Source organism: Pseudomonas sp. SDO5532_S415 (assembly GCF_054071155.1).
This window is the reverse complement of record NZ_JBSVWS010000106.1, coordinates 1-21,211: the sequence shown is the minus strand read 5'-3', so window position 1 is coordinate 21,211 and position 21,211 is coordinate 1. Positions and strand designations below refer to the sequence as shown.

General features: G+C 61.8%; 18 protein-coding genes. 1 reads left to right on the top strand and 17 read right to left on the bottom strand.

Going from position 1 to position 21,211, the window contains the following annotated elements:
- Positions 1-121 precede the first annotated feature (121 nt).
- The 17 genes from ACW9HW_RS20550 to ACW9HW_RS20470 form a co-directional block, all read right to left on the bottom strand.
- The gene (locus tag ACW9HW_RS20550; RefSeq protein ID WP_095193449.1) at positions 122-814 is read right to left on the bottom strand and encodes a GNAT family N-acetyltransferase; all 693 of its coding nucleotides are present in this window, start codon (positions 812-814) and stop codon (positions 122-124) included.
- 204 nt (positions 815-1,018) lie between these two features.
- On the bottom strand, positions 1,019-1,813 hold the full coding sequence (locus ACW9HW_RS20545; protein WP_095193450.1) for a ChbG/HpnK family deacetylase: 795 nt from the start codon (positions 1,811-1,813) through the stop codon (positions 1,019-1,021).
- Positions 1,785-3,011 (bottom strand): GNAT family N-acetyltransferase, encoded by a 1,227-nt coding sequence (locus tag ACW9HW_RS20540; protein ID WP_095193451.1) that lies wholly within the window; start codon positions 3,009-3,011, stop codon positions 1,785-1,787. Before ACW9HW_RS20540 ends, ACW9HW_RS20545 begins: the two co-directional genes overlap by 29 nt.
- Before the next feature lie 4 nt (positions 3,012-3,015).
- On the bottom strand, positions 3,016-3,705 hold the full coding sequence (locus ACW9HW_RS20535; protein ID WP_095193452.1) for a GNAT family N-acetyltransferase: 690 nt from the start codon (positions 3,703-3,705) through the stop codon (positions 3,016-3,018).
- Between the two features lie 86 nt (positions 3,706-3,791).
- Positions 3,792-5,711 carry a hypothetical protein gene (locus ACW9HW_RS20530; protein WP_457401536.1) on the bottom strand — a complete coding sequence of 640 codons (1,920 nt, stop codon included), beginning with the start codon at positions 5,709-5,711 and terminating at the stop codon, positions 3,792-3,794.
- Positions 5,708-7,027: a lipopolysaccharide biosynthesis protein gene (locus ACW9HW_RS20525; RefSeq protein ID WP_457401535.1), complete on the bottom strand. Its 1,320-nt coding sequence runs from the start codon at positions 7,025-7,027 to the stop codon at positions 5,708-5,710. Before ACW9HW_RS20525 ends, ACW9HW_RS20530 begins: the two co-directional genes overlap by 4 nt.
- Positions 7,024-8,025: a polysaccharide deacetylase family protein gene (locus ACW9HW_RS20520; protein WP_457401533.1), complete on the bottom strand. Its 1,002-nt coding sequence runs from the start codon at positions 8,023-8,025 to the stop codon at positions 7,024-7,026. The genes ACW9HW_RS20525 and ACW9HW_RS20520 overlap by 4 nt, the downstream gene beginning before the upstream one ends.
- 12 nt (positions 8,026-8,037) lie before the next feature.
- Entirely contained in the window at positions 8,038-9,174 is a 1,137-nt protein-coding gene (locus ACW9HW_RS20515) for a glycosyltransferase (RefSeq protein ID WP_457401531.1), read from the bottom strand.
- Positions 9,167-10,135: a glycosyltransferase gene (locus ACW9HW_RS20510; protein WP_095193457.1), complete on the bottom strand. Its 969-nt coding sequence runs from the start codon at positions 10,133-10,135 to the stop codon at positions 9,167-9,169. Before ACW9HW_RS20510 ends, ACW9HW_RS20515 begins: the two co-directional genes overlap by 8 nt.
- Positions 10,132-11,499 carry an O-antigen ligase family protein gene (locus ACW9HW_RS20505; RefSeq protein WP_095193458.1) on the bottom strand — a complete coding sequence of 456 codons (1,368 nt, stop codon included), beginning with the start codon at positions 11,497-11,499 and terminating at the stop codon, positions 10,132-10,134. Before ACW9HW_RS20505 ends, ACW9HW_RS20510 begins: the two co-directional genes overlap by 4 nt.
- Entirely contained in the window at positions 11,496-12,608 is a 1,113-nt protein-coding gene (locus ACW9HW_RS20500) for a glycosyltransferase family 4 protein (protein ID WP_371917513.1), read from the bottom strand. The genes ACW9HW_RS20505 and ACW9HW_RS20500 overlap by 4 nt, the downstream gene beginning before the upstream one ends.
- The gene (locus ACW9HW_RS20495; RefSeq protein WP_095193459.1) at positions 12,593-14,185 is read right to left on the bottom strand and encodes a GumC family protein; all 1,593 of its coding nucleotides are present in this window, start codon (positions 14,183-14,185) and stop codon (positions 12,593-12,595) included. Before ACW9HW_RS20495 ends, ACW9HW_RS20500 begins: the two co-directional genes overlap by 16 nt.
- A gap of 17 nt (positions 14,186-14,202) precedes the next feature.
- The gene (locus tag ACW9HW_RS20490; protein WP_095193460.1) at positions 14,203-15,228 is read right to left on the bottom strand and encodes a polysaccharide biosynthesis/export family protein; all 1,026 of its coding nucleotides are present in this window, start codon (positions 15,226-15,228) and stop codon (positions 14,203-14,205) included.
- Positions 15,229-15,252: 24 nt separating this feature from the next.
- Complete coding sequence (locus ACW9HW_RS20485) at positions 15,253-15,900, bottom strand: CpsD/CapB family tyrosine-protein kinase (protein WP_095193461.1); 648 nt, start codon at positions 15,898-15,900, stop codon at positions 15,253-15,255.
- Positions 15,900-16,646, bottom strand: coding sequence for a sugar transferase (locus ACW9HW_RS20480; RefSeq protein WP_095193462.1), 747 nt, complete (start codon positions 16,644-16,646; stop codon positions 15,900-15,902). Before ACW9HW_RS20480 ends, ACW9HW_RS20485 begins: the two co-directional genes overlap by 1 nt.
- Positions 16,643-17,704, bottom strand: a complete 1,062-nt coding sequence (locus tag ACW9HW_RS20475; protein ID WP_095193463.1) for an NAD-dependent epimerase — start codon at positions 17,702-17,704, stop codon at positions 16,643-16,645. The genes ACW9HW_RS20480 and ACW9HW_RS20475 overlap by 4 nt, the downstream gene beginning before the upstream one ends.
- On the bottom strand, positions 17,701-19,053 hold the full coding sequence (locus ACW9HW_RS20470; protein WP_457401528.1) for a UDP-glucose dehydrogenase family protein: 1,353 nt from the start codon (positions 19,051-19,053) through the stop codon (positions 17,701-17,703). The genes ACW9HW_RS20475 and ACW9HW_RS20470 overlap by 4 nt, the downstream gene beginning before the upstream one ends.
- A 390-nt stretch (positions 19,054-19,443) precedes the next feature.
- On the opposite strand from ACW9HW_RS20470, the gene ACW9HW_RS20465 reads away from it, so the two are divergent.
- Positions 19,444-21,141 carry a sulfatase-like hydrolase/transferase gene (locus ACW9HW_RS20465; RefSeq protein WP_457401526.1) on the top strand — a complete coding sequence of 566 codons (1,698 nt, stop codon included), beginning with the start codon at positions 19,444-19,446 and terminating at the stop codon, positions 21,139-21,141.
- Positions 21,142-21,211 lie beyond the last annotated feature (70 nt).

The following is a 21,211-nucleotide window of genomic DNA, read 5'->3' as shown; positions in this document are numbered from 1 at the left end:
GCAGGCTCGCTCCCACATGTTGATCGGTGTCGAACACAAGTGCTGTGCACGACGAAGATCCACTGTGGGAGCGAGCCTGCTCGCGAAGAAGACCACGCGGTCTCTCGGATAGAACCTTGACTCAAGCCTGCGCCGCCGCGGTCACCACCGGCCGTCCCGGTTTGCGCAACGGTTCCAGGCGTGAGCCGGTGTAGCGGGTTTCGCGGAAGAAGCGCCAGCGGCCGAACAGGCCGTAGACGTGGGTGACGCGTCCCTGTTCCTGATAGCCCATGCGGATGTGCAGCTTCAGGGCCGGGATGTTGTGGGTTTCGCAGACGTCCACCACCTTGTTGCAGCCCTGGGCCGCCATCGCCTCCCACAGCGCGACCTGCACGTCCACCGACAGGCTGCTGCCGAAGTAGGCGCGGATCATTTCGCCACCGAACTCGAAGAATTCACCGGGTTTTACCGGGAACCAGCAGCCGTAGTAATGGCGGTCGTGGTAGTCGCGAGTGCTGCCCCAGATGAAGCCGATCGCATCACCGTTTTCATCGACATACATGTGCCCGGTGTGACCTTCTGCAGCCAGTTCGGCCATGGTTTGCACACGGTCACCGAAGTGCTTGGCAAACGCCGTGGCGTTTTCCGGGGTGATGATGACCTGGCGCACGCCGGAGTAGGGACGCAGCTTGTGCGGTGGTACCGGGCTGACCAGGTCACGCTCCATCCACAACAACTCCCAGTGGAAGAACACATAGCGTTTCCACAGCGTGCCGAACGTGCGGCTCAGGCCTTTTTGTTTGATTCGTTCGCGGAGTTTGTCGATCAGGCTCATGAAGCCCTCCTTGGCCGGGATTGGCCATGCTTTGGGTGAAGGTACTGTTGGGTATAGATCACACTGGACGTGGCAAGGAGGCGCCTTTACCAGCAATTTGTTTCAATATGTGTTTCAGTATTGACACAACTTTTCCGGCGTCAAAAAGCCGCGCTCCGGGCTTTCCGGAGGGGCTTTTTTCGGGGTGAATCGGTGCCTGGAGGGTTAGTCCATCACCGTCTCTGCGCGACTGCCGAAGGTGCGACCTGCAGCGCCGTAGGCGACCCTCGGCACACCCGGCAAGCGCTGCTCCAGCAGCGCGCTCAACGACTCGCCTTGATCCAGATAGGCATCGCCGAAATCGGCGCCGAGCTGGTTGGGATGGGCGACGATCTCCAGCAGGCCGTCACTGGGTGGCGCTGCATTGCGCAAATCCACCGGGGTGCAGACGTAGTCGGCGGTGGCCCCGGCCAGGCTGTTCAGACGATGGTTGAGCAATTCCTTGAAGATGCGCTTGGGCAGGCTCAGGTTTTGCCCCAGATTGCGCGCCAGCCTCACGGGAACGCCCTGGCGGGCGGCGAAGCGCGCGACGATCTCGCCGATGGGCCAGATGTTATGTACGTGTTGATGGGAGTCCAGATGGCTGGGGCGCACGCCGTTATCCACACAGCGTTGCCATTGGGCTTCGAGTTCTTCCTCCACCGCCAGCCGATCCTGGCGACCCAGCCAGAGGCGGGTGCGGGAAAGGTTGAGGTCGAACACGCCGGCACTGTCGCAGAAGGTGCGGCGCGTCAGAATGCGCCTGCTTACCGGGTGGCCGTAGGTGAGGTTGAAGTGCAGGCCGATGCGTCCTTCCAATAACGGATGCTGGGCCAGGGCACAGGCCGCTTCAAAGGCCGGCATGTTGGCCATGGCGGTGGCGGAACTGATGATCCCGGCCTGGAATGCCCCCAGGATCACCGCGTTTTCACAGGCACTGAGGCCGAAATCGTCAGCGTTGACTATGACTTGGCGTGGCATGTTTACCCTCCAGGTGTTTGTCGGTGGCTGCAGGCGGCTTGGGCCCGGGGACAGGCGCAGGCGTTGCGGCGGGTGCAGGGGCGCTGGACGCTGTCGCGCGCCGGGCCCGCCATTGCTGCAACAAGGGTTTGATGCGGTACCAGACCCGCAGGGCAAGCCCCAGGGCCAGGCCGCTCGGGCGCCAGGAATAGAAGCTCCAGCGCCAGTGTTCCAGTTGCCCGGTCATGCGTTCATGCAGTTGATGGCTGGAGTTTTCCAGGCTGACCCGCGACGCATCGATCCAGTGCCAGTGGTCCTCCAGGCCCCAGCGAATCCATTCTTCGAGCAGCACCCGACCACTGCCCAGGTCGGCGTGTTGCGGCAGGAACGCCAGGTTGTAATCGTACAGCCGGCCCTGCTCCAGCAAGCCGAGGCGGTAGCTGATGCAACGCCCGTCCAGCTCCAGCACCACCACGCGCACCAGCCCTTGGGCGGCGAGGGCGGTGAAGGCGCGGTCCATCCATTGGCGGTGGCGCTCGTCGGAAAAAATGCCCACGCCTTCATCGCCTTTCCAGCTCACCGCTTCGACTTCGCCGATGACCTTGAGCAACGGGCCCATGGTCGTGGCGTCGGGAATGATGCGCCGCACTTGCGCGCCACAGGCGGCAATGCGTTTGCGTGCCCGGCGCAGTTTGTAGCGCGGGTCGCCGGAGACTTCCTGATGATCGGCGTCGCTGATCAGGTGCACCGGCACCCGACAACTGAGGCGGCGTTCAGCCGTGGAGCTATGGCCCATCCATTCGCTCAGGGCGCTGGCGGCACCTGGCGGTTCACAGAATTCATTGAGTTGCAGTAAAGCATGGGGCAGTCGACGACGGATCTGCGTCAACGCTTTGCCCATGTCCTCGGCGTCCAGGCTGGCGAGCAGCGCGAGGCGGTCGGCGAGGGGATATCCGAGGTGATGCAGGACCCGAAACGGCAGTCCGCCGAAACGTTCGACGGACGCCACCAGGGGCAGGCACAAGACCAGTTGTTGCCCCTGCCAGCCGAGCAGAACGTGCAAGCGTTCGCCGACTCTCAGGGCGTGTTCCGATGCAGACATCCAGGCCAGCGTGTTGAACGGCGTGTGGTCCATCACTTGCAGGCGCAGCACCTCATAGGCTGCTGCGGGAAAATCTGCGGCGCACAGCGACGTCCGCCATTCAAATCGCACTGTCATGGGTTCAGGCTACCTCAGCTTTCACGGTGGGTCGTTCCGGTTTACGCAAGGCATCCAGGCGCGAGCCGGTGTAGCGGGTTTCGCGATAAAAACGCCAGCGGCCAAACAGTTCATACACGTTCATGATTCGCCCCTGTTCCTTGTATCCCGTGCGTATATGCAGTTTCAGGGCCGGGACGTTGTGCCACTCGCACACATCCACCACCTTGTTGCAGCCCTGTGCGTGCATGGCTTTCCACAGTTCCGTTTGCAGGTCCATCGACAGCTTGGTGCCCCAATAGCCGCGGCTCAGTTCACCGCCGAACTCGAAAAACTCGCCGTCCTTCACCGGGAACCAGCAACCGTAGTAGTGACGGTCGTGGTAGTCGCGCGAGGCGCCCCAGATGAACGCTACCGCATCACCGTTTTCGTCCAGGTGCATCTGGCCGGTGTGACCCTCTTTGGCTAGTTCGGTCATGGTCGCCACGCGGTCGCCGAAGTGGCGGGTAAACGCCGCGGTGTTGTGCGGTGTAATGGCGACGACCTGCAACGGCGGGTAAGGCTTGAGTCTGTGCGGTGGCACCGGGCTGACCAGGTCGCGCTCCATCCATATCAGTTCTTCGTGAGAGAACACGAAGTGCTTCCATATTTTTTTCAAGGTGGCCCGCAGGCCTTTTTGTCTGATGTGGTTACTGAGTCTGTGCAAGATACTCATTGTGTTGGCTCCTGACGGGTTGGCCCGAAAGTGGAGTGATCCAGCGCGCGGCTCGGTGCCTGCGCTGCCAAACAGTAGAGCGGCGGTCATGAAGCGCTCCAGGTCAGGGCGAACAGCGTTTGCCCTGGCAGCTCGAAGCTCACGAGACCGTCGTTGCATTTCACAGGTGCGTCGCGGCTGCGGTTGTCCGCGCCGAAATAACGCAGGGATCCATTGGTCAGCGGGCAGCGTGCCCCTTTCAGTTCTACACGCTGCAAGCGCGAACCCTTGTTGACCCCCAGCAAACTGCGTTTGTCCTCCTCGGCCATGGCCAGCACGTCGACTTCAAAGGCGGTGTTTTCCAGGGTCATCACGCTGTGCAGCCAATGCTGCTGGATGAATTGCTGGGCCAGGCCAATGGGTTTGAGTTCGAAGCTGTCGTCGCCGTGGACGCGGATCATGCCCTTGGGGTACTCGGGCTCGTCGGCAGCCTGGAACCAGTTGAGCATCTCCAGCAAACCGTCCTGGGACGAATTGATGACCACCGACGCCCACCACAACGAGGCGAAGTGGGTTTCCTGATCGTACGGGCTGAGGCTGGAACCGCTGGACATGTTGGTCTGGTCCAGCAGCAAGGCCTTGCGTGGCCGGCCGTTGGCGTCCAGCCCCACGAGGTCGGCGGCGCGGCGCACGCTGTCGCGATAGACCCGGGTCGCCAGCAGGTCGCGGACCATCCATTCGTGCCAGGCCAGTGCATCGACCTTGTCGCCGGATTCGGCCAGCAAGCGCCTGGACCAGTCGATGCCGCGCTTGTCGGCGGCGTTGTTGGCGAAGGGGCCATTGACCAGCCGCGAACTGGCGGGCATGGCGATGCGCACGCCGGCCTTGGCGTTGTCAGGGTTACTGCGCACCTGACGGGCCATGCTGTTGAAAATGCTTTGGTAGCTGGCGTAGTCCGGATAATTGAGGTTCGGCTCGTCGGCAAACCCGATGTAATGGGTGCCTTTGCCGCCCAGGGCGCGGGTCGCGGCGAGCCAGGCGTCGAGGCCGGCGTTGCTGGTGGTGTCGGCGCGCAGATCGGCCTGGCGTTGGCTACCGGCCAACAGGGTGAGGTCCTGCTTGATGCCGAAGCGGTCCTGGTACAACTGGCGGAAAAGGTCTTCGTAGTGCGGTTGCTTCGCGGTGATGTCGACGAAACTGTAATAGAGGGCGGCCTTTGGCTTGAGCGCATCGAGCACGGCATAGCTGGAGGGCGGCGGCATCACGTAGGGCAGGGCGATGCCCAGGTTCGGTGTATTGCCGAGGACTTTGTCGTGCAGGGTCAGGCGGGTCTGGCCGTCGTCTTCGCGCAGTGGTTTGAGCTGCTGTGGATTCTGCGCAAACAGGTTGGCCGTGCCGTCGAGCCAGAACGCCACTTTGCCACTGCCTTGCAGGCGCAGGCGCCAGACCTGATCGGCGTTGGTCACGGGCAAGGCCACCTGATCGAACTGCCAATACGCGCGGTACGGCTTGAGCGCCAGCGACAACTGTTTGCCGTCGCCGACACGCTGGGCCTGCAGGGCGCCGACACCGCCGTGGAACTTGCCGGCCAGCACCGCGTGCTCACCTGCCGCGACCTTGAAATACAGCTCGTCGCCGTCGCGGGTTTCCGCGCTGAAATGCACTTTGGCCGGGGCGAACAACGCCACCGTGCGCTCATCGTGCTCGACCTTGTAGCGACGGAAACTGTAGCCGGGAATCTCCAGCCGATAACTGGCGGCGCCCGGTTCCAACGGCCAACGCTGGCTGCCGCTGGATTCGCTGGCGGCAATCGTGCGTTCGCCCGCAAGCTTGCCTTGGCCATCGAGCAGATACAGGTGTTCTTCGTTGGCATCCGCTTGCCACGCCGGCACCCAGCGCACGGTCAGGGTGTCGGGGCGATCCGCTTGCAGGTACAGGCTGCCGTCGCGGATGTCGGACCAACGCACAGGCGCGGCCCAGGCATCCAGGGACAGGCCCAGGCTCACCGCCAGCGCAAAGTGTTTCATGCCGACTTCCGTTGCGCTGACTTAAGTTGCAGAGCTTGCAGCATCGGTACCACGTCGCGGGGCAGGATGATCAGGGTTTGCCAGACCGGCACCTGGCTCAAGCGGCAATACAACACCAGTAACGCAATGGTCACCGCCAGGTAGGCGATGGACGAAGCCGCCGCCGCGCCGACAATGCCGTAGCTGGGGATCAGCAACAGGTTCAGCGCCAGGTTGAGCAAGGCGCCAAGGCCCATCAGCAGGGAAATCGAACCGGGCCGGTTCTTGCCCAGCAGATCCAGGCGCAGGATGCTCGCATAGCACAGCCCCAGCAGCCCCGGCAGCAGCGCCAGCAAGGCTGGATAGGCCGGCTGATAGGCGACCCCGAACAAGGTGACGATCAACCATTCGCCAATCACCGCCATGGTCAGGCAGGCACCGAGCATCACCGTGGCCGTCAGGCGCAGGGCCAGCGGCGTGACTTTTTCGATGCCTGCTTCCTGTTGCAACAGGCGCTTCATCAAGGGCGTGGTCACCGCTTCCGGGACGATGAGCAACAATTCGGCGGCGGCGCTGGCCATGGCGTAATGACCCAGCGCGGTGCTGCCGAGCAGGGCACCGATGAACAGGTAGTCGGAGCGCAGGATCACTTGCTGGAACAGCAGGTCGGGATGGCTGCGGGCGCTGTAGCGCAGCAGTTCGTTCTGGCTGCTGCGGTCCCATTGCAGGGTCAGCGGTTGATTGCGCTTGAGCCACAGCCAGCCGACCAGCACCACCAGGCTGATACCCGCCAGCCAACTGATCAGCGCGGCTTCGAGGGCGGCGCTTTTCCACATCCAGAACAACGCGAGAAACAACAGCAGCGGCACCAGCGACTCGATCAGACGCAAGACATTGAACGCCACCACGCCGCCCGAGGCATTGTGCAACGTCAGCAGCCCGCTCTTGAGCACGGTCAGCGGCACCGCCAGCAACAACAGCCAGGCCAGCAGCCCGAGTTGCGTGGTGATGTCCAGTTCGGTGCCGAACTCACGGGTCAGCGCCACCACCAGCAAGGTCAGCAAACCGGCCAGCAGACAACCGAATACCAGCACCTGACTCAGCAACAGCCCCATGGGCCGTTGCTTGGCCGCCTGATAACCCACCGCTGAATTCAGCCCGCCACTGGTGGCGGCGCTGATCAGGTCGGGCAGGGTGCTGAGCAGGGCGAACAGGCCGCGTTCGCTCGGCCCGAGAATCCGCGCCAGCAACACGTTGCGCAGCAGGCGCAGGGCGATCATCGCCAGTTTGGTACCCATGCTCAGGGCCAGGTGTTTGAGGTAGCTGCTGCGGCTCATGGGCGGCCCCCGCGGTAAATGCGCCAGGACAGCAGTTCAGGATTGCGCGCGGTGCGCTGGCTGACCCCGAACCGTGGCAAGGCCAGCGGATCGCAGTTGCCGCGATAAATCCCGGTGCCGGTGCCCAGGGCAAACGGGAAGTGATGCTCGGCCACGTGTTGCCGCACCCGTTCATCGTTGTCGCCATTGGGGTAGCAGTACACCGGCAGGGGCCGGTTGCAGCTGTTCAACAGTGCCTGGCGACTGCGGCTCAGTTCTTCATCCAGCCGTTGATCGTCGAGGCCGGTGAGGATCGCATGGCTGGCACCGTGGGGACCGAAGCGCACCAGTCCGGAGGCTTCCAGCGAGCGCACCTGATGCCAGTCCAGTGCTTGTGGCAGCGATTCCTGCGGGCACTCGTCGGTCAGGCGATTGAGGTCGACGGGGGACAAGGTTTTCAGATTCTGCAAAAAGTGCAGGAGCGCCAGGCTGCGCCGCTGTACATCCGGGTCATCGCACAGCACCGGCAACGGCCGACCCATTTGCTGCAGGCATTCGATCAAATGCAGGCGGGCCTTGTCACCGTGGCTGTTCCACAGGGTTTCGCCGATGCTTTCCCACCAGAAGCGCTGGCGGCTGCCGATGAAGTCGGTGGAGAGAAAGATGCTTGCCGGCACCTGGTATTTTTGCAGCAGCGGGAACGCATGCACCGCGTTATCGCGCCAGCCGTCGTCGAAGGTGAGCGTCACTTTCGGCCGCTCCGAGCGCAGGCTGCCCGGTTGCAGAATCTCCATCAGCGGCACGCAGTCGAAATGCTTTTTCAGCCAGACCAGCAGATGCTCGAAGGCCTTGGGTCCGACGCACAGTTCATTGCGATGGGGCAGGTCGGCGGCGCGGTCATTGGGCAGCACCCGGTGCAGCATCAGGATTACCCCGGCGCCATGCAGTTGCTGACGCCCGACCGAGGAATTGAGGTAGAGCCAGCCGCTGGTGCGTTTTAATAATTGTTTGATCGCCATGGCACGTTCCTCTCATCGATTTTGCTCGGGGTTCCATTGCGCATAACGCTGACCGCGCAGGAACTGCCACAGACCGATGCTCATCCCGGCGAGGGTCACCAGAAGGAATGCGGCGAGGCGAAAGGGTTTGGGCAAGCGGTGTTGCGAATCCAGCAGACCGGCAATGGCCACCGTGTAACCGAGCAACTGGGCGATCAGGCTCAGGCGATAAAAACCGTGGTCGTCCCACAGCCAGAAATTGCTCAGCAGCAGCGGCAGCAACAGGATCGGCGCCAGACGCCGGATCAACTTGTGGCTGATCAACGCGATGGCATACAGGCCATGTTTCAGCGGATTGAGCAGTTCGCGGCGCTGGGCCAGGCTTTGCAATCCGCCGACGGTCACACGCTGGCGGCGACGGAATTGCTTGTCGGCTTCATCCACGCCGGTGTCGATCACCCGGGCTTGCGGCACGTAAATGATCCGCTTGAACGCCACCGGCGCACAGGTGCTGATAAAGAAGTCATCGTTGACCTCCGCCGGCACTTCCTGGAACAACTCGCGGCGCAGGGCGAGCAGGGCGCCATCGGCGGACACCATGCAACCGGTGCGGTTTTCCACCTTGCGCAGCCAGCCTTCGTAATGCCGATACAGGCTGTCGCCGATGCTCAGGCCTTTGCCGGTGACGGGGATCAGCATGTGCCCGGCGCAGGCGCCCACCTTGGGATCGGCCAGCGGGGCGAGCAGGTGGCCGAGGGTGTCGGTGGACCATTGGTTGTCGGCATCGGTGAACACCAGAATGTCGCCGGTGCTGAGAGCCGCGCCGGCATTCAGGGTCGCCGCCTTGCCCTGGCGTGGCAGGTCGAGCACGGTGATGCGCGGGTCGATGACCTTTTGCGCGCAGGCCACGGTGTCGTCGGTCGAGCCGTCGCTGGCCAGGATGATCTGCAGCGAGCGCGCCTGATAATCCTGGGCCAGCACGGTGCGCAATTTCTCTTCGATGTGCCGGGCTTCGTTGTGTGCGGCAATCACGATGCTCACGTCCATCGGCGCTGCCGGCCCATGACGCCGTGCCGGGAAAAACGGCGCCAGCAGGGTCAGCAGCAGCGGGTAGCCGAGGTAGGCGTAGACCGGTAACAACAGGCACGACCAGAAAATGAATTCAGCCACGGGCAGGCCTCCTGGCATTCCATTGACACAGACTGAGAAGGAACGCGGCGCCGGCCAGGTGCAGGCGCACCCAATGCAGGCCCCACAGTTGCAGAATCAAACCGAAATCGCGGTGTTTCAGGCTCTGGCGCAGGCTCAACACCAGCGCCGGCAGGCTGGTCAGCAACAACAGCATCAACGCCAGCGGCCACTGGCCGTGGGCGAGGGCGAACATCGCGGCGATGTCCAGCACCCAGGCGGCTATCGACAGCATCGGGAAACGCAACAAGCGCAGGGTCATGCCATGGCTGCGCAGCAGCTGCAGATGACTGCCCTGGCGCCAGAACTCCTTGCCCATCCATTCGCGCCAACTGCCCTCGTATCCCCAGTGCAGGGCGACGCTTTGATTGACCGACAGCAGACGTGCGCCGGCGTCGGCCAGGCGCATGGTGAAATCCTTGTCCTCGCCGGTGCGCAGGTTTTCATTGAAGCCACCGACCTTGTCGAACCAGTGACGGTGCATCAGCAGGTTGGCGCTGGGCAGCCAGCGCACGGACTGCACCGTTTCGGCACTGGGGCGCAACATGCGGCGTTGCCAGGCGTTGGCGTACCACGGGGCCTCGGCCGGGGTGTGCAGGTCCAGCCCCAGAATGTCGACCTCAACCGCGGTCTGGATTTTCAGCAAAAGCGTGATCCAGTCTTCGGGCATCTCGATGTCGGCATCGATGAACGCCAGCCATTCCCCGGTGGCGACGGCCGCTCCGCGATTGCGCAGGGCACCGATCAACAGGCCGGGCATGTCCAGCACCTGTGCACCGAACTGCCGGGCAATCTGCGGGCCTTGATCGTTGGAGCCGTTGTCGACCACGATCAACTCGCATTCGATGCCGGCGGAATCGGCGGCATGCTGCGCTGCGATCAGGGTCCGGGTGATGTGCCGTGCTTCGTTGTACATCGGGATGACGATACTGATCCGACTCATGCCTTGGCCTCCAGCGTTGGACTTTCTTCGGCTTTCAGACGCAGCACGCTGGTCATGGCGAGCATGATCCACACGTACTTTTGATTGGGTGCGCTGAGGAACATCAGGAACAGCGTCAGCGACAGATAACTCATGCCCAGGTGGGTCAACAGGTCGGCCTGTTGCCAATTGCGCCGCTGCATCCAGGCCTGCCGGGCGCGCGTCAGGTTGTACAACCCCAGGGCCAGCATGCCGACGAACAACAGCCCGGCCGGAACCCCCAGTTCACTGAAGATTTCCAGGTAGGTGTTGTGGGCGCGGCGGTACAGGTCGCCGATTTTGCGGTTGGCGGAAAACGCCTTGGCGTAACCGGTGGTGGCGTAGTGCAGCGGGAACGTACCGGGGCCGGTACCCAGCAGCGGGTTTTCGCGGATCATCCCACTGCCGACCACGATGTACGAGGCGCGGCGACCGAGGGATTCGTCCTGGGCCTTGGCACCCGAACTCAAGATGCTCAGGGACTGGATGCGCGCCACATATCCGGGGGGCATCGCAGCAATCGCCAGTGGAATCACGATGGCTATGCCGAGCATGGCGAAGCCCAGATGACGCGGGCGAATGCGCCGTAGGTGCGCGCGGTAATGCCAGACGCCGATCATCAGGCTCAGGAACAATACCACCAGTCCCGAACGCGATTCGGTCTTGGTCATGCCGCCCAGCAGCAGGATGAAGCAACCCAGCCAGAACACGCGATGCAGCCAGTTCGGCCCGCGGATCACCAGCAGCAGCGCCAGCGGCACGGCAAAGGCGATCAGCATGGCAAAGGCGTTCGGGTCCTCCAGCAGGCCGGCGGCGCGACCCTGGTCCTGATACTTGCTGGAGAACATCGCCAGCGCGCAGGTCAGGGTGACGCTCAGCGTCACCAGCCGGGCGAACATGTCCAGGTTCATTTCACGGCCGATGAGCAGGGTGAGCACAAACAGGATCAGGCCGACGCTCAGTTCCCGCAGGTGCCCCATGGACATCGCCATGTTGTCGGTCGTGAGCGTGCTGAGCAGGTACAGCGCCATGAATCCGACCAGGAAGCGCCAAATGTTGCTGCGCAGGCGTTCGGACGGAATCTGGTGCATGGCCAGTTGCAACATCAGGATCAGCGCCAGTGACGCGCCGATCAGTTTGGTGCCGGACAGCGCGTTGTCCTTAAAGAAGCCTTCGAGGGGTATCAGTGCCGCGATACCCAACAGGCCCCAGGCCGGTTTGCGGTACAGCACCGCGATACCGACCACGCCCAACACCGCTCCCGGTGCCAGAAACGGATAAGGAGTGGCCAGCAAAACGAGGCTGACCAAGCCGAGCAGACTGACGATCGAGAGCGGAAAAATCACGCGCGTGCCTCCCGTGCGGTACGGATATAAAGCTGCGACCAGTGTTCGGCCAGGGCCTTGAGGTCGTAGCGATCCAGTTGCGTACGTCTTGCGTTGTCGATCAGCTCGCGCGCCAGCTCCGGGTCACGCAGCAGGGTGCCGATCTGACGGGCGAGGGCGGCACTGTCGGCGGGGGGCGCCAGCATGCCGTTGTGCCGGTCTTCCAGCACATCGGGAATGCCGCCGACGCCGAACGCCACCACCGGTACCCCGGCCTGCATGGCTTCAAGCAGAATCATTGGCGTACCTTCGGTGCGCGAGCTGATCACCAACGCGTCGAGTTGCCGCCACCACGGGCGCATGTCGGTCTGATAACCCGGCAGCGAGATGCGCTCCTGCAGCCCTGCTTCATTGATTCGCGCCAACAGATTGTCCCGTTCCGGACCGTCGCCGAGCATCACGGCGTCCAGTTGCGGGTACTGCTGACACAGCGGAATCAATGCATCGAGAAACAGGTCCGGACCCTTTTCACTGCTCAAGCGCCCGACGTAACCGGCCAGCCAGCGTTGCCGTTGCGCAGTGTGCGGTTGCAGATCTTGGGTGGCGGGCAGGCCGTTGGGGATCACTTGCAGTTTCTCCGCCCGCACGCTGGCCTGACGGCACAGCGTGGCGATGCTCTCGGCGACGCACACCACCCGGTTCACCGAACCGGTGCGGCACAGCTGCAGGCTTAGCCAGGTGTAGAACTTCTGCTTGCGGCTGCGCGGGGTGAAACCGTGCTGGGTGATCACCAGCGGCAGGCGCAACAGGGTTGCGCCGACCCAGCCGAACAACAGTCCTTTGAAATTGTGCGTGTTGATCAACGGCCGCTCGGCCCGCCGCTGGCGCAAGTGCGCCAGCAACGCCCCCAGCCCGGTGCAGCCGCGACAGTCCACCCCGGCCTCGCGAAACCGCGCCAGCAGCTCGTACGGTGCATCGAGAAACAGCACCTGATGCTGCCCCGGCGTCGCCAGGCAGTGGTCGAGCAACATCCGCTCGGCCCCGTAGAACCCGCCGCTGCTGAGCAAATGAATGATCGGCAGCGACCGGCTGTTAGGGGAGGGTAGTGGCGCGTTCAATTGCGCACCCAATGCACGAAGCGGGGTACGCCCCAATTCCTGTGCGGGTTGTTCGGCTCCACGTTCTGATCGTTGATCACCAACAGCACTGGCAAGCCCAGTTCATGGGTGATTTGCGCAGGATGCTTGAAGCGGTGATCGAAGAACTCACGCACGTAGACCAGGGCAATCGCCAGCAACAGACCGGTAAACAGTCCGAACGGAATGATCAGCAGCGGTTTTGGAAAGGCCGCTTCGGTCGGTTCGAACGGCGGGCTCAGGACCCGGGCGTTGGACAGGTCGTTGTCCAGCGAACGGGAAGTGCTGCTTTCGGCAAAACGCTGGGCGTAGGTAGAGAACGCCGCGTGCAGCGCGTCGATCTCGGTGTCCATCTGCCGCAGCTTGCTCTGGGTTTCCTGCAACTGGCGGATGCGGTTCTTGAACTCGGCGATGCGCGCGGTCTTCTGGTCGATCACCGAGCTGACAATCGCCAGGTCATTGGTGCGTTCCTGAATCCGGTTGCTCACCACCTTGAGGAACTGCTGGCGGGTGCGGGCGATTTGCTCGCGGGTCAGCAGCATCGGTTCACTGCTTGGCTGGAAGATCGCCAGGTCATTCATGTAGCGGCTGACCTGAGTGGTCAGCGCCTCACCCATCTGCTTGATCTCGCGATCTTCGAAGGCGACGTTGTCCACGGTGGTGGTGAAGGTGTAGGGGAAGGTGTAGTCGTTGAGCTTGGATTCCTTGGCGGCGGCCAGGCTGGTTTTCAGGTAGTCGAGCCAGCGTTGGCTTTGCAGCAGGCGATCGCGGTACAGGTTGAGCGCTTGCTCCTCGGTGTTGATGGCGTTGAGGCGGAAGGTGATCTCTTCCTTCGGATCGGACGAGCCGACCGCTCCCAGCAACGTCTGCCGGTTGCTTTCCAGGCCATCGAGACGCACCTGATATTGCATCTTCTTGGTTTCGTAGAAGCTCTGCGGCAGGTCGATCGATTGCAGTGCCTGACGGCTCACCAGGTAGTTCTGCAGCAGCGCCGCAACAAACTTGGTGCCCTGGGCCGGATCAGGGAAGCTGTAGATGATCGAGATCACGTTGGAGCCCGGCAGGGTTTCGATCTTCAGGCTGTCGATGGCTTCCTGGGTCAGGCCGTCGAGCACAGTGTCGCGCACCGGGTCGGTCTCCAGGCCCAACGCGGCTTTCATCGGGTTGATCACGCGTTCGCGCAACGGTGTGGTCACCCAGGTTTTGAACGGCTGGGTCACCAGTTTGTTGAACACTCCGGGCGGCTGGGTGTACTCACCCTTGTCCCGCAACTCGCTGATGGTCTGCCGGATCAACGCCGGCGAGCGCAGGATATTGCTCTCGGTTTCCATGTCGGCCAGCGATGGCGGAATGAATTGAGCGTTTTCCTGATTCAGCGACGTGGTGGCGTCACCCTGTGAGAGTTTTTTCGACTGCACGATCACCTGGGCGGTGATATCGAAGCTCTGTTTGAGCACCAACGGCAAGACCAGGGCGATCACTGCAAAGACCAGGAATACGCGCTTCACCAATTGCTTGTTGGCGAAGAAGATCCTGAAGAACTCGTGCAGGTAGTTTTCCTTTGGATTCATGTCAGGTCACCTGAGAGTTAGTTGTTGTCGCTGTCTTTGTTGTCGACGCGGTAGCCGAAGCTGAAGCCGACACCCTGGAACAGCACGACATCTGCCAGTTGCCGCGCGAGCTCACCGGCGCTGGCCAGTTTGGTCTTGGGCACGTAGAGCATGTCGTTCGGTTGCAGGTAGGCGATCTGCGAGGCATCGCCGGACAGGGCTTGTTCCACATCGTAGCGGTGGGCCACAACCTGGTTACCGTTGCGGCGCATGATCATCACCGAATCCAGGCGCGCCTTGACGTTGGAACCACGGGCCAGGGTCAGGGCTTCGAGCACCGAGACCGGGCGGCGGATCGGGTAGGAGCCTGGTTGGCCGACTTCGCCCAGGACGTAGATCTCGTTGCCCGAAGTGGACTTGAGCAGCACGTCGACGGTCATCCGTCCCGGCAGTTGCGCGTAGCGTTGGTTGAGGAAGGTTTCCAATTGATTGACGGTCATGCCTTGCAGCGGCACGGCGCCGATTTCCGGGAAACTGGCATAACCGTCGGTGCCCACGGTGATCTCCCGGCTCATGCCGGTGCCCGGGTGGTTCAGCGCACTCTTGAGGTTCGACTCGTTGGTCAATGGGCTGATGATCTGCACGGACAGCTGATTGCGATTGGGCTGGAACAGTTGTTTGCGGTTGTAGGCACGCTGGATTTCCTGGCGTGCTTCTTCCGAGGTCAGTCCGGCGATTTTCACCGAGGTGTTGGCGCCCGGCAGTTCAATCGTGCCGTCCGGCAGCACCAGCTGATTGCCGTTGAGCTGGCTGGCGGCAGTGAAGTTCAGGCCGACCTGGTCACCGGATTGAATGCGGTAGGCATCCGAACCGCTGGTGCTGATGTGAAAGATCACGTCCAGCACATCCTGAGGGCGCAAGGTTTGCTCGACCTTGGGCATGTCGGTGGCCTGGGCGTTGGCCGGTGCGGCCGTGAGAATGTTCACCGGCATGTTCTGGGGTTCGGAAGTGCTGGTGCAACCTGCAAGCGGCAGCAACAGCAGGACAAGCATCTTGGCGTTCATTGGCGTCATCCTTTTTGCGGTTGCTTACAGGTTTTTGTACAGCCACTTGGGCATGTAGTACTTGCGCCGGTTGAACACGCTGCCGACCATTTTTGCCCCGGCCTGGGTCAGGCGCTGCACCGCGGCCTGTGCCACTTCCCAGCGGGTGTCTTCGGAGCGCACGACCATGATCACGCCATCTACCTGTGTGCTGATGACCAGCGTGTCGGCGGCCGAATACACGGCGTCGCCGTCAATCACCACGAAGCGATAGCGGCTGCCGAGCTCGTCGAGCAAAGCCCCCAGACGATCCGGTGTCAGGTGCTCGTTACCCCGGGCATACCGGCCGTTGGGCAGGATATGAAAGGGCAGGCTCGACACGTCCACCACGCAGTCCTGCAACAGCGGCGGGCTCTGGTGGTTGAACAGCAGGTCGCGGAAACCGCGTTCCTTGGTCAACCCCAGCTGTTGCGTGAGGTTGGTCGAGGATTGGCTGGCGTCCACCAGCAGGACCTGGCCGCTGCTCATTTGCGCCAGTTGACTGGCCAGCACCAGGGCGCTGGTGCTCGTGCCCGCGCCGGGGTTGGCGGCGGTCAGGAACAGGATGCGCAGATCCTGATCGAGCACGGTCGAGGTCAGGTTGGACTCACTGGGGTTGGCGATGCTGAGACTCTTGGTAGTTGAACCGTCCATTAGCTTGCTCCATGGCCGCTGAATACTTTGAAGGGGGTTTTCAACAGGATCTTCAGATCAAGCAGCAGGCTCTGCTCGGCGATATAGCTGAGGTCCAACTCAACGCGCTGGTCGAAGTCGATGTTGCTGCGCCCGGAGATCTGCCAGAGTCCGGTCATGCCGGGGTAGATGCTCAGTCGCGCAAGGTGATTGTCTTTGTAGCGATAGGCGTTGAACGAGGTCGGCCGGGGACCGACCAGACGCATGTCGCCGGCCACTACATTGAACAGGTTCGGCAGCTCATCGAGGCTGGTACGGCGCAGGAAGCCGCCGATGCCAGTGATGCGCGGATCCTTGTCGATCTTGAAGTCGATGGCGTCGGCACCGTGTTTGTTCAGGTGACGCAGCGACTCCTTGAGTTCCTCGGCGTTGGCCACCATGGTGCGGAACTTGTACATGCCGAACATGCGACCGCGGTAGCCGGTGCGTTTCTGCACGAACATCACCGGCCCCGGACTGGTGAGCTTGACCGCCAGCGCCAGGCCCAGCAGCACCGGGGAGATCAGCACCAGGATCACCAGTGCACCGAGGCAGGCGAGTACGCGGTTGGTTCGCGACAGCGTCCACGGCCGACCACCGTCCCGGCCTGTCACCCAGCCGCGACCCTGCATGTGGATCGCTGCATCGAGGCGCATTCGGTGTTCGGGGTCCAGGCGCTTGTCACGGCGCAACAGTTGGATCGGCACACCTTTTTCATGTCCAGTCATTGAGCAGTCCTCCGCTGGAATTCAGCCGCGAGCGGCGCGTAGGGGATAGGCAGTGGGTAGTAGTCGCGGAACCAGGCAATGAAGCGTCCGAGTCCCTCATCCAGCTCGATACGAGGCTGGAAACCGGTGGCGCGGGCCAGGTCGCTGGCATCGGCGCAGGTGTTGAGTACGTCGCCGGGTTGCAGGGGCAGCAACTCGACCTGGGCTTTTTGTCCCAGGTGTTTTTCCAGCAGCGCCAGGTAGTCCTTGAGTTCCACCGGATGCTGGCCGCCGATGTTGTAGATTCGCCACGGCGCCATGCTGCTGGCCGGGTCCGGTTGCTCGCGGTCCCATTCGGCATTGACCTGTGGTGGCTGGTCGATCAGGCGGGCGATGCTCTCGATGATGTCGTCGATGTAGGTGAAGTCGCGTTGGTGCTCGCCGTAGTTGAACAACTTCAGCGGCTTGCCTTCAGTGATCGCCCGGGCGAACTGGATCGGCGACATGTCCGGCCGGCCCCAGGGGCCGTACACCGTGAAAAAGCGCAGGCCGGTGCAGGGAATGCCGAACAGGTGGCTGTAGCTGTGGGCCATCAGCTCGTTGGCTTTCTTGGTCGCGGCGTACAGCGACAGCGGGTGATCGACGCCGTCGCGCACCGAATACGGCGTGTGTTGGTTGGCGCCGTACACCGAGCTGGACGAGGCGTAGATCAGATGCTTGACCGGGTGGTTGCGGCAGCTTTCGAGGATGTTGAGGAACCCGTTCAAATTGCTGTCGAGGTAGGCGCGGGGGTTCTCCAGGGAGTAACGCACCCCGGCCTGCGCCGCGAGGTTAATCACCACCTCGGGTTGTTCACGGGTAAACAGGGTCTCGATGGCCGAGGCATCGGCCAGGTCAATGGTTGCGAGCTGGAAATGGCCGACCTGTTCCTGCACCCAACGCACGCGATCGTGCTTGAGTTGCGGGTCGTAGTAGTCGTTGAAGTTGTCCAGCCCGACCACCTGATGCCCATCGCGCAACAGCCGCAACACGCAATGGGCACCAATGAATCCGGCGGCTCCGGTCACGAGAATCTTCATGGGCGCGGCGCCTCGGGCACGACGTGGCGCAGGCCGATGCCGCTGTAGTGCAGGCCGGCCGCTGCCACATGTTCGGGGTTGTACAGATTGCGACCGTCGATGATCACCCGCGAACGCAGTTTGCTTGCCAGCAGGTCGAAGTCGACCACGCGGAAGTTCTTCCATTCGGTGCAGATCACCAGCGCGTCGGCATCTTCCAGGGTGTCGTCGCGGGTGGCGCACAGGTGCAGGTCCTTGCGGTAGCCGTAGAGGCGCCGGCATTCGGACATGGCTTCCGGGTCATAGGCCTGCACGCTGGCGCCTTCGGCCCACAGCGCATCCATCAGGTAACGGCTGGGCGCTTCGCGCATGTCATCGGTGTTGGGCTTGAAGGCCAGACCCCAGATCGCAATGGATTTGCCGGCCAGCCCTTGGGGGAACTGCGCCTTGAGTTTGCTGAACAGGATTTGGCGCTGGCTGTCATTGACGTCAGTGACACTGCGCAACAGACGCAGCGGCATGCCGTTGTGTTCGGCGGTGTGCAGCAGGGCGCGCAGGTCCTTGGGGAAGCACGAGCCGCCGAAGCCGCAGCCGGGATAGATGAAGTGGTAGCCGATGCGCGGGTCCGAGCCGATGCCTTTGCGCACCGCTTCGATGTCGGCCCCCAGCAGTTCGGTGAGATTGGCCAGTTCGTTCATGAAGCTGATGCGCGTGGCGAGCATCGCGTTGGCGGCGTACTTGGTCAGTTCGGCGCTGCGGTTGTCCATGAACATGAGCTTTTCATGGTTGCGGCAGAAGGGTGCGTACAACTCGCTCATCTGGTTGCGGGCAGTGTCGTCGCCGGTGCCGATGATGATCCGGTCCGGACGCATGCAATCGGCCAGGGCACTGCCTTCCTTGAGAAACTCCGGGTTGGACACCACCCGTACCTGCAGCGAACCCTTGTCCCGGCGCTGCAGTTCTTGCAAGGCGGTCCCCGCGACCTGGTCCGCGGTGCCGACCGGCACGGTGGACTTGATGATCAGGGTGCGATCGGCTTCCATGAAACTGGCAATCTGCCGAGCTACATTGAGCACATGGCTGAGGTCGGCGGAGCCATCTTCATCGGCGGGCGTACCGACGGCAATGAAGATGAACTCGGCATGTTCGACCGCGTCGCTGGCCTGGGTGGAGAAGAGCAACCGGCCGGCCTTGATGTTTTCTTCCAGCGTACCGGAGAGTCCCGGTTCACTAATTGGTGGAACTGCTTGTTGCAACTGTTTGATCTTGTTCGGATCAATGTCGACACATAAGACGCGATGTCCAACATCCGCCAGTGCCGCTGCTTGTATCAGGCCAACGTAGCCCGTACCAAATACGCTCACGTCCATATTGGCGTGCCTCGTAAGTCGGTGGAAAGATCAGAAATGAGACTGTCAAAAGGGGTATAGCCCAGCCTTGGAAAACCATGTCAGCAAACTGACATGTTAAAGCGCTAAGACACCCCCAGTTTTGGGGGGCCATTTGCCATCAAACGCTCGGCCCTGCTGGCTTAGCCGGATTTTTTAGTGATCGCGAAGATTTTCAACAAAGCGATAAACGGTCGTAAGGCTTGAAATACAAGGGCTGTAGGCCGTTGAGTGTGTCAGAAATGAGACGATTATTTTTTGACGCTTTCAGCTGATTTTTTGACGTTTCTTGCGCTTTGATGGCTCGATGCTAGTGTCAAAAAATGGCCGACGACCTTCTGGCCATAGTGATAAATAACCGGCGCCAAAATAATGATTCGATACTTCAAAGAAATTCTGATAGCTGTCTATTTGCTCACCCATTACGACTATTACTTTGGTCGTATCAGCGCAATCGGATTAAGTTTCCCACTCGTGTTGTTTGTCGGCATGTTCGTCGTGTTGACAGTTGCCTTATTCATGACGGCCTACATTCGCCAGACGCTGATTCGTCATCTGTTCGCCTTGGCGATGTTTGGCTCGGCGGTGTTCTTTGATGTTTATTCGCGGGTTACCGCCGATTACCTGACTTACAGCAGTTTTGTCTCGCTGGTGTATTCCGGTGGCTTCATCGAAGAGGCGCTGTACCAGTACCGTGGGGCGATCATCAGCGGCGTGCTCGGTGGTTTGCTGCTGTTGTTCGGCATTGGCCTCAAGCCGCGCCGGCGTATGCCCGTGCCGGGGGCATTGTTGGTGGCGGCACCGCTGCTGGGCGTGCTGTTGCTCAGTGCCGTGTTGTTCGTGCGCGCCGGGGAGGGCGCGCGGGGCCTGCCTGTGATGTACACGCCGCTGGCCTACCTGAACCTGTTCGCCTATGAATCCCTGCACAACACCGTCGGCCCCCGCGAACCGGTGAGTCTGGCGCGCGTCGATCAACCGGTGGGTCACGATATTGTGCTGGTCATCGACGAGAGCATTTCCGGCAACTACCTGGACATCAATGCGCCGTTCGGTGTGCACAGCAACCTCAAGGAGCCGCGTCCGGGCGTCGACATCTTCAACTATGGCTACGCCGCCTCGATCGCCAATTGCAGCGTCGACACCAACGTCACCCTGCGCTATGGCGGCACCCGCGCCGACTACGTACGGATCAACAGCACACTGCCGTCGATCTGGCAGTACGCGAAAAAGGCCGGCCTGAGCACGGTCTACATCGATGCTCAGCGCACCGGCGGCAATCTGCAGAACCTGATGAGTGCGGCAGAGAAAAAGGACATTGATGAGTTCGTGCAGTTCGACCAGACCAGCGTGCGCGACCGTGACATGGCGACGGCGGCGAAGTTGATCGAACTGCTCAATGACGGCAAGCCGCAACTGGTGCTGGTCAACAAGGTCGGGGCGCATTTTCCGGTGCACGACAAGTACCCGGACGCGTTCATGGCTTATCGTCCGACTTTGCCCCGGGGGAAGTTCGTCGAAGTGGCGGACACGGGCGAGCGAGACGGTTTCAATGGTAAGCCGGACGATTGGGTGCTGTACCGCAACGCCTACAAGAACACGCTGTTGTGGAACGTCGGGGAGTTTTTTTCACGGGTATTTGCCCAGGCGAATTTGAACAACGCCGTGCTGATCTACACCTCGGATCATGGACAGGATCTGCATGAACGGGGCAATCCCGGATTGAACACCCATTGCGGTGGCGACCCGGTGGAAGAGGAAGGGTTGGTGCCGCTGGTGGTGATTCAGGGCAGTGGATTGAAAACCCTCGATTGGCAGGCTGCACTTGCCGGCAACAAGGACCGCTCCAGTCACTACAACATCTTCCCGACCTTGCTGCAGGTGATGGGTTACGACCTGGCAGGGGTGGAGGCGGTGTACGGCAAACCGCTGAGCGTGCCGACGGCGGATGAGTTCACGTTCAACTATCGGTTCAATGCGCGGCTGGGGGCCAAGCCTGAATGGAAGTTCATCGACGTGAACAACATCGTGACGCCGTCGCAGGCGCCGGCGAGCGTGGCGGTGGGGCAGTGATATTTTAGTTGCCAGTTCCGACCCCTTCGCGAGCAGGCTCGCTCCCACATTTGAAATGCATTCCACTGTG

Bases quoted from the DNA above. Each gene is read 5' to 3' on its own strand.
- ACW9HW_RS20550 (WP_095193449.1), bottom strand. From the start codon at position 814: ATGAGCCTGATCGACAAACTCCGCGAACGAATCAAACAAAAAGGCCTG.
- ACW9HW_RS20545 (WP_095193450.1), bottom strand. From the start codon at position 1,813: ATGCCACGCCAAGTCATAGTCAACGCTGACGATTTCGGCCTCAGTGCC.
- ACW9HW_RS20540 (WP_095193451.1), bottom strand. From the start codon at position 3,011: ATGACAGTGCGATTTGAATGGCGGACGTCGCTGTGCGCCGCAGATTTT.
- ACW9HW_RS20535 (WP_095193452.1), bottom strand. From the start codon at position 3,705: ATGAGTATCTTGCACAGACTCAGTAACCACATCAGACAAAAAGGCCTG.
- ACW9HW_RS20530 (WP_457401536.1), bottom strand. From the start codon at position 5,711: ATGAAACACTTTGCGCTGGCGGTGAGCCTGGGCCTGTCCCTGGATGCC.
- ACW9HW_RS20525 (WP_457401535.1), bottom strand. From the start codon at position 7,027: ATGAGCCGCAGCAGCTACCTCAAACACCTGGCCCTGAGCATGGGTACC.
- ACW9HW_RS20520 (WP_457401533.1), bottom strand. From the start codon at position 8,025: ATGGCGATCAAACAATTATTAAAACGCACCAGCGGCTGGCTCTACCTC.
- ACW9HW_RS20510 (WP_095193457.1), bottom strand. From the start codon at position 10,135: ATGAGTCGGATCAGTATCGTCATCCCGATGTACAACGAAGCACGGCAC.
- ACW9HW_RS20495 (WP_095193459.1), bottom strand. From the start codon at position 14,185: ATGAATCCAAAGGAAAACTACCTGCACGAGTTCTTCAGGATCTTCTTC.
- ACW9HW_RS20490 (WP_095193460.1), bottom strand. From the start codon at position 15,228: ATGAACGCCAAGATGCTTGTCCTGCTGTTGCTGCCGCTTGCAGGTTGC.
- ACW9HW_RS20485 (WP_095193461.1), bottom strand. From the start codon at position 15,900: ATGGACGGTTCAACTACCAAGAGTCTCAGCATCGCCAACCCCAGTGAG.
- ACW9HW_RS20480 (WP_095193462.1), bottom strand. From the start codon at position 16,646: ATGACTGGACATGAAAAAGGTGTGCCGATCCAACTGTTGCGCCGTGAC.
- ACW9HW_RS20475 (WP_095193463.1), bottom strand. From the start codon at position 17,704: ATGAAGATTCTCGTGACCGGAGCCGCCGGATTCATTGGTGCCCATTGC.
- ACW9HW_RS20470 (WP_457401528.1), bottom strand. From the start codon at position 19,053: ATGGACGTGAGCGTATTTGGTACGGGCTACGTTGGCCTGATACAAGCA.
- ACW9HW_RS20465 (WP_457401526.1), top strand. From the start codon at position 19,444: ATGATTCGATACTTCAAAGAAATTCTGATAGCTGTCTATTTGCTCACC.